Genomic DNA, 239 nt, shown 5'->3' with positions numbered 1-239 from the left:
TTCGATACTTCCGATTCCGCTTCATTTCTTTATACACTCAGCGCAGCCTATTTGGACCACACCGAACAGGCAGGCGATGAAGACATGTCCGGCCTAAACGACGAACAACATACATTGACCGCCCTTTGCTATCTCGATAGCCAGGTTCAAGAAGGCGGCTTCGTACAGCTTATCGCTTCAGGATACGGAGAATACATCTTCGGCAATCCGGTTGCCGACAGCCTGCGCCGCTGGCGCAT

1 protein-coding gene is annotated in these 239 nt (G+C 52.3%); it reads left to right on the top strand.

What is annotated here, in order from left to right; all coding sequences use genetic code 11:
* Positions 1–239 (top strand): DMP19 family protein (locus ACTHSP_RS24050; RefSeq protein ID WP_440347230.1); only part of this gene is annotated, 239 nt, incomplete at both ends.

It is taken from the genome of Neisseria sp. P0001.S005, from assembly GCF_051963715.1.
This window is presented reverse-complemented; position numbering and strand designations above follow the sequence as displayed.